5 protein-coding genes and 1 tRNA gene are annotated in these 6,413 nt (G+C 48.1%); 3 read left to right on the forward strand and 3 right to left on the reverse strand.

The features are described from left to right. Positions 1-355 precede the first annotated feature (355 nt). A complete protein-coding gene (locus RIG27_RS09860; RefSeq protein ID WP_446344704.1) occupies positions 356-1,279 on the reverse strand; it encodes a nucleoside hydrolase in 924 nt (307 codons plus the stop codon). Positions 1,280-1,480: 201 nt separating this feature from the next. Here RIG27_RS09860 and RIG27_RS09865 point away from each other — a divergent pair, with 201 nt between their 5' ends. Both RIG27_RS09865 and RIG27_RS09870 read left to right on the forward strand, forming a co-directional pair. Next, positions 1,481-3,352 (forward strand): alpha/beta hydrolase, encoded by a 1,872-nt coding sequence (locus RIG27_RS09865; protein ID WP_446344692.1) that lies wholly within the window; start codon positions 1,481-1,483, stop codon positions 3,350-3,352. A gap of 216 nt (positions 3,353-3,568) precedes the next feature. Beyond that, positions 3,569-3,641: transfer RNA gene (locus RIG27_RS09870), tRNA-Phe, on the forward strand. Between the two features lie 123 nt (positions 3,642-3,764). On the opposite strand, the gene RIG27_RS09875 is transcribed toward RIG27_RS09870, so the two are convergent. Next, positions 3,765-4,763, reverse strand: a complete 999-nt coding sequence (locus tag RIG27_RS09875) for a deazapurine DNA modification protein DpdA family protein (protein ID WP_446344694.1) — start codon at positions 4,761-4,763, stop codon at positions 3,765-3,767. 4 nt (positions 4,764-4,767) lie between these two features. After that, complete coding sequence (locus tag RIG27_RS09880; protein ID WP_446344696.1) at positions 4,768-5,481, reverse strand: tyrosine-type recombinase/integrase; 714 nt, start codon at positions 5,479-5,481, stop codon at positions 4,768-4,770. Between the two features lie 193 nt (positions 5,482-5,674). Here RIG27_RS09880 and RIG27_RS09885 point away from each other — a divergent pair, with 193 nt between their 5' ends. Continuing rightward, positions 5,675-5,935 (forward strand): hypothetical protein, encoded by a 261-nt coding sequence (locus RIG27_RS09885; protein WP_446344698.1) that lies wholly within the window; start codon positions 5,675-5,677, stop codon positions 5,933-5,935. The last annotated feature ends 478 nt before the right edge of the window (positions 5,936-6,413 follow it).

Here is a 6,413-nt window from a genome sequence, read left to right on the forward strand (position 1 = left end):
GTTCTCTCAGCGTTAAAAAAAGTCGGATGTTATGTGGAAACTCTAAAAGAGCAGAGTCTGCGTCTGAGTCCTTCTCCCAGACAAGCAGGGGGCGAGTATTGCTGTAACGACTCTGCTCAAAAATCGCTTCTGTCATATTTTTGCTGTTTTTATCATTTATAATACAGGATGATCACAATTATTAAAAGAAATGAACCATTCTCATTTAGTTTTCACCCAAAGGGTGAGACTGGCAGGGGATAACCCCTCAATCGCCTTCCAGGAAAGGGTTAACGGTTGATAGGGTGGGGGGAGGCATGATTCTCAGACAACTCGGCTGAGCGTGAGTAAAGTGACTTAAATCACACTTTATATGTTACCTTGCCCACTGATGTAAGAGATAGGAGTAGTATTCTGTCTTATCGACGGTATCCAGAACCCGAATCCGTTTTCCTCCCGCCTCAACCTGGATACGACCTTGACTGGAACCCTGAGGAATTACCGAGGTTTCCAACTCTTGCCAGGTAAAGAACTCCGGATGGGCGAGATAGGTGGTGGCGAGAACGTCCCAGAAATAATAGTCTTGGGGAATCACTAAGGCGTAACATTGACCCGCAAAATCTGAAATGGGATAGCGACGCTGTTTCCCCAATTTGTAAACAAACTCCGAGGTAACGGGGACAGTATTGGTGAGGTCAAGGGGACAAAGGACAATAGGAATCTGAGTTTGCCAAATCTGATGTACGGCGAGGGGGTCCCAGTAGGCGTTCCATTCGGCTGAACCGTCTTGTCCGGGTTCTAGACTTTTTTCCACATTACCAGCAACGTGAATCGCACCCCCCATCCAGACGATTTGCTTAATCTTCGCGGCACTATCCGGGGCGAGGTTGAGGGCGGTGGCGACAGTGGTGAGAGGTCCTGTCACCATTAGGGTAACGGGTTGGTCAGCCGTTCGCAGCGATCGCACGATAAACTCTTGACCCGTTTCCTTTAGCAGGGGGGTTTGGATGGCGTCATTCTGGTTAAGAATCGGCAGATGATCCACAATAAACGCATCCCGACGGTAAAGGGGAGGAAAGGGATTAATCCCGCGTACCGTACTCTCGGCAACGGGGATATGAGAACATCCGATTAGGTCTAAAATTTTGCGCGTGGCGCTAACGGCGGGTTGAATATAGCAATCAGCTGGGGTGACAACGATACCCAAAGGTTGGATGTGATCCATTGTCATCAGCAAGACGGTTGCCAAGTAATCATCGACACCGCCATCATGATCCATGAGGACGAGAGGTTTGCACACGAGGAGAAAGTTTCCGCAAGCATACACTTGATTATTATCTCTCAATTCTCATCCCTGACTAGATGTCTTATATATATAGGAAAAGCATAAGTATTTTTTCGCGGTAGTAGGAACAATGTCAGGGAAACTTATCTATACGGTGTTGGGTCGCTTTATTTGAAAGTCTTTATCCTCCATCCACCCCAGTCAAATCATTACATCATGACGTTTCAAGTTAATCGGTTTGATAGCAAAGACTCTCGGTGTACTCAACCGAGAAAAGGAGTGAAGTCCAGAGGGCTAATCCAGAAAGTTAAACACCACATTTTTTTATTCGGCGTCGCCATTTCTTGGGGAATCGCCACTCCCCTGAATGCGGCGGAACGAGTTACCCTGCAATTAGGTCCGTTTCAGCAATCGGTGGAAATCGCGGATCTAGAAGAATGGGCACAGACGGGTCAATTACCGCCGACTCTCACACCCTACCGTTCCTTACTCACCCCCCAAGTCCAGCAGGTACTCAACAGACGCCTGCAACTCGACCCCAATCTGGCTGAGAAATTTATCAATGATTTGCTACTGTCCACCGATGGCGCCCGCTTACTGGATCAAATTGGTAAAGTACTCCCGGATAGCAGTCTTGATCAGTTAAAAGCGGCTCTATTTTTAGCGGCACGCCAAGCGAATGGATTGTCGGTGCTAAGTTTTTTAAGAGCTTACCCAGAAGAGACGGTCACGATCAATGCCTCATCCGCGATCGCGATCGTACTGCAAATGAATCTGCCTTACTTACAATCTCAAGTGGTTAATCCGATCCTGGAACAGGAACTCACGGTAGCGGATACGCCAACTTTTACGGCTGATTTTGATCCAACAGTGACAGGTTATCAATATGTCCGGGAACGTACCCTGAGGTTACGGGATCGCGATCGCGATCGGGCTATTCCCGTGGATGTTTACTGGGTGGGCAATACTTCAGGACCTTTGGTCGTTCTTTCCCACGGCTTTGGGTCTGACCGCAAATTTTTAACCTACCTAGCACGTCATCTCGCGTCTAATGGTTTAACCGTTGTGGCAATAGAACATCCCGGCAGTAATTTTAGCTGGCTCAGTGGCGTTTCTCTCAGGAGTAACATTGGAGAGGTGTTACCCGCATCGGAGTTTATCGACCGTCCTCAGGATGTCAGCTTTGTCTTAGATCGGTTGGCGCGAATTAATCGAGGCTACGGATCATTGCGGGGCAAATTGAATACGGAACAAGTTACAGTTATTGGTCATTCCCTAGGCGGCTACACCGCTTTAGCCTTAGCCGGAGGACAACTTGACCTAGAGGAATTGCGAGAGTTTTGTCAAAAGCGTAGTCCTCTAGAACGCTCACCTGCTGACTGGTTTCAATGTTCTGCCACAGACTTACAGGAAGACAATGTGCAGTTACGCGATCGGCGGGTGGTTCAGGTGATGGCTCTCAACGCCGTCACGGGACATTTATTTGGTAGCACGGGTCTAGAGGAGATAAAAATTCCCACGTTGCTGTTAACGGGAACCGATGACGCGATTACTCCCTCTCTGGAACACCAACTTCGGGCTTTTGATCAGTTAAGCGGACTCAAGTATCTGCTGGTGGCATTAGGGGGAACTCACCTAAGTGTCACCGATCGCGCTAGTCTCAATGAAGCTGTAACCAGCAGTACTTTGGTCAAAGAACTCACTGATCAAGAAGCCGAACCCCTACGTCGGCTGTTTCGAGGGGTGAGTTTAGCCTTCATTAAACAGCTAACCCCCGAAGCTCAACGTTATAAACCCTTCTTGACACCCGCCTACGCCCAATCGCTTTCCACTCCCAGCTTATCCCTACGCCTGAGTACTCAACTCCCACCCAGCTTAACCACTTGGTTCCAAGTGTTAAACGTGAGTAACCAGAAGATTGCCATCCGCTTCCCCACCCTGAATCACGGTGCGATCGGCAAGCTTTTTTCACCTTTTGCCAATTCTCCCAAGGTTCTCACCCAAACCGATTGCTGTACAGGACAACTCAATCAGATTTTTACCAATTTCATGAATACCTATAATCGGCGTTTGACGGGCATTAGCTAACCCTTGTATGCCTTGACAATTAAGCTAAACTGTGGTAAAAGCGTAGCTGAAATGACACTCGAATAAATTTCAAATCTAGTTGTTGAATTGTAATCGATTGGTCTATAATCAGCTAATGGCAAGATTCAATTGATAGGCTAAATCACATTTATTCCTGATCAGGCTTGCCAACACCTGGTTAAGTTTGCTACCTTAGTTAAGGCGCAAGGATAACAAGCCGGGATAGCTCAGTCGGTAGAGCAGGGGACTGAAAATCCCCGTGTCGGCGGTTCAAGTCCGCCTCCTGGCATCAATATACCACACCAAAAAGCGCTACGCGGCGAGAGTGTAGCGCTTTTTGGTATTTATATACTAATTGTGGCTAGAGGGAAGTTTTTAGGGGTTTTGAGTCAAAATGGATATGGTTTGGATATTATTTGTCCTCTGGGTCAGGCTCTGTATCCCACCGCCTAGCTAGATCGAGCAGTTTCGGGGCAAATTTTTCCGGCACTCGAATGGCGATCGTTTTCCCACTGTTCCATTTTGATTTCCGACCCTGCCCGTTTCCAGCTCCAGCAGTTCTCGGTATTGGGCGATGGTAAGCCCCTGCTATTCTATCCGCCACCCCAACCTGATATTTATGCGCCATATCGACCTGGGAACGATTTTGTACGGAATCATCAACACCGGAAAACCGAAGTGAGTACGACCATGCCATAGAATCACAAGAGAAAAGAAGCGATCGCACTTCAGGAGACTCTAACGCCGTCGCCTTCAATCCAAACCCGTGTAATTTTAGATCGGGTCGAACCAGCTTGATGGTTCTGAGGATATTTGCAATTTCGTCAGGCTTTCCGTTACGGCGGCACACGCTACCAACTCCCACCCAAGCCCCTGGCGTTAATCGGTCGCCGTAATCAACTAAGTGTTGAAGATATTCACTTGATTGGTATCCCTGAATCACTGGCATAATTCGCACAGGGGGGTTAAGGTCAAGTAAATCATCATATCGATTGATGGTTAGTTCTCGATGCTTACTTACGGACAACCCAGTTCGTTGAAGTACGAACGGTTCGCACATCCAATCTTGGGCTACCGCTGCTAGCAAGTTACCGCAAGCCGCCCATCGGCAAATTTGCTCGTAATAAGATTGAGACCCTGACCGATATGCACCGTGCCGTGCTACTTCAGTGAAAGCCCCACTATCCAAAATCCAATTGCCCACGGCAAAATCGGATTTACGTGATCGCAGGGCATTGGCGCTAACCATCACACCCGCAGCCGGATAATCGGGGGCGATGATTTTAGCCGCCATACTGGGAGAGCTTCCAATGAAGAAGAGAGGTTTTTCCGCCTGTTGTGATTTTGTACAAAATCGTCCCGCGATCGCCAAACGATTTTGTACGTTATCGTTATCCGCTGTATTATTCATGTATTCATGGTTCTGGCACTGCGATCGCACTGACAATTCCGGCGTAATGCTGCCAGATAGTCTTAGGCGAATTTCCCACCCAAGCGGCAACCTGTGCCACTGGAACGCACTCTTCAAGGCAAAGAGTGATAAAGGTCGCCCTGGTGCAATACTGTTTTCGGTATCTGATAGGTAATCCCCCCAACACCGATCGCCATGCCCGATTTAAAAAGTTGTGGGAGTCGATTGCCAGTCCGTGCTTGGACTGAAAAATTAATCGGGTGGGGTCGGGTTGGTCGGGTTGGATGCTCTCCAATAAGTTTCGGATAGCGGTGTTGATCGGGAATCGGCGGGGTTTATGAGTCTTGGTATCCTTCCTGACCCCGTTGACCAGCGCCTCTTCAAACGTGATAAATTTCAATTCCTGATCAACGTGTCGCCACTGAAGCGCGATCGCCTCGCTTGTCCTGCACCCAGTCCAAAAAAGGAACCGTACAAAATCCGTGTAATAGCTGTAGTAACGGTCTGCCTCAAAGCCTTTGATGATAATGTACTGTTCCATTCGGGTGAATGGGTCTGGCGCAGATCCGGTGGTTTGGGTCTTGGGAAGCTGCTTAAACGGATTGGATTCGATTAAGCCTTCTTCCACTGCCCACTCACACGCCGATCGAAGTTGGCTTAAGATTCGCCGCACACTTCCCGGCTTGTAGTTTTTAGCTAGCCAGTGTTTAAAAATCACCGCTTTATCCAAAGTGGTAGGGTGGGTAGTTAATCGATCACGTACCCGCTTAAAGTCGGTGTTTCTAGTGGTCTGGCTAACTGTCCTTGTCTCAACGTATGCATCCCAGATTCCTAGTAATGGAATTTTGTTTTGGGGGAGCTGTAATGGATTTTTGTATTTGCTGAGAGTGACGTCAAGCCGCTCAAATACAATGTCTGACTCTATTTGCCCTGCTTTGGCTGATGCTATTTTTCGGTTGCGAACGGTGTCGGCAAGGTTTAAAGATAGATACCGTATGGGGCAAGAGCGGGGGAGCCGTAACCGCAGCCGTCCCTGCACAGACTCTACTGCTACGGTTCCCTTTGGGCGGCGAGTCATTCGACTACCTCAAAGTCCTGGGGTGCGATCGCCTTTGTCGGTGGTTCCCCATATTTTTGGCGTAATCCTTTGTTGGGAAATCCCTCCCAGTTGACGTACCATTTATTATTTTTTAGCTTGGAACTCAAACGTCCATGCCAATGTTGATAACGTACACGCAGCCCAGGTTTTAGGCAAGTTTTGATTTGGAATCGCATGATTTCAATACAAACATCATCCAATTCGGTTACAGACCCCCCGCCCCACCTGACTGTAATTTGTTTTGGATTGAGCGTTTTCTTGATGCAAATACAGGTAGAGTCCTTGATTGATTGCAAATGATCGCCTACCTGAATCCGATCAAATATATCTGAGGTGGTTACGGTTTCAACGCCAGGACCTTCATCACCGGTTACGGTTTCAGCGCCAGGACCTTCATCACCGTCTAAAGCCTTTATAGAAACGCCGTAAAACCCACATCCTTTTAGGTGTGGGATATAAGGCGGGTCATCGGAGGTACGGAGATGACCAAACTATCTGGTCTTCTGATTTTCAATGTAACGCTTAACCGTCTCACTACTGACATTTCCCGC

It is taken from the genome of Coleofasciculus sp. F4-SAH-05, from assembly GCF_040222985.1.
Lineage (GTDB): Bacteria > Cyanobacteriota > Cyanobacteriia > Cyanobacteriales > Coleofasciculaceae > Coleofasciculus > Coleofasciculus chthonoplastes.

Excerpts from the sequence above, each read along its gene's own strand:
- RIG27_RS09885 (WP_446344698.1), top strand. The coding sequence starts at position 5,675 with ATGTCTGACTCTATTTGCCCTGCTTTGGCTGATGCTATTTTTCGGTTG.
- RIG27_RS09865 (WP_446344692.1), top strand. The coding sequence starts at position 1,481 with ATGACGTTTCAAGTTAATCGGTTTGATAGCAAAGACTCTCGGTGTACT.
- RIG27_RS09875 (WP_446344694.1), bottom strand. The coding sequence starts at position 4,763 with ATGAATAATACAGCGGATAACGATAACGTACAAAATCGTTTGGCGATC.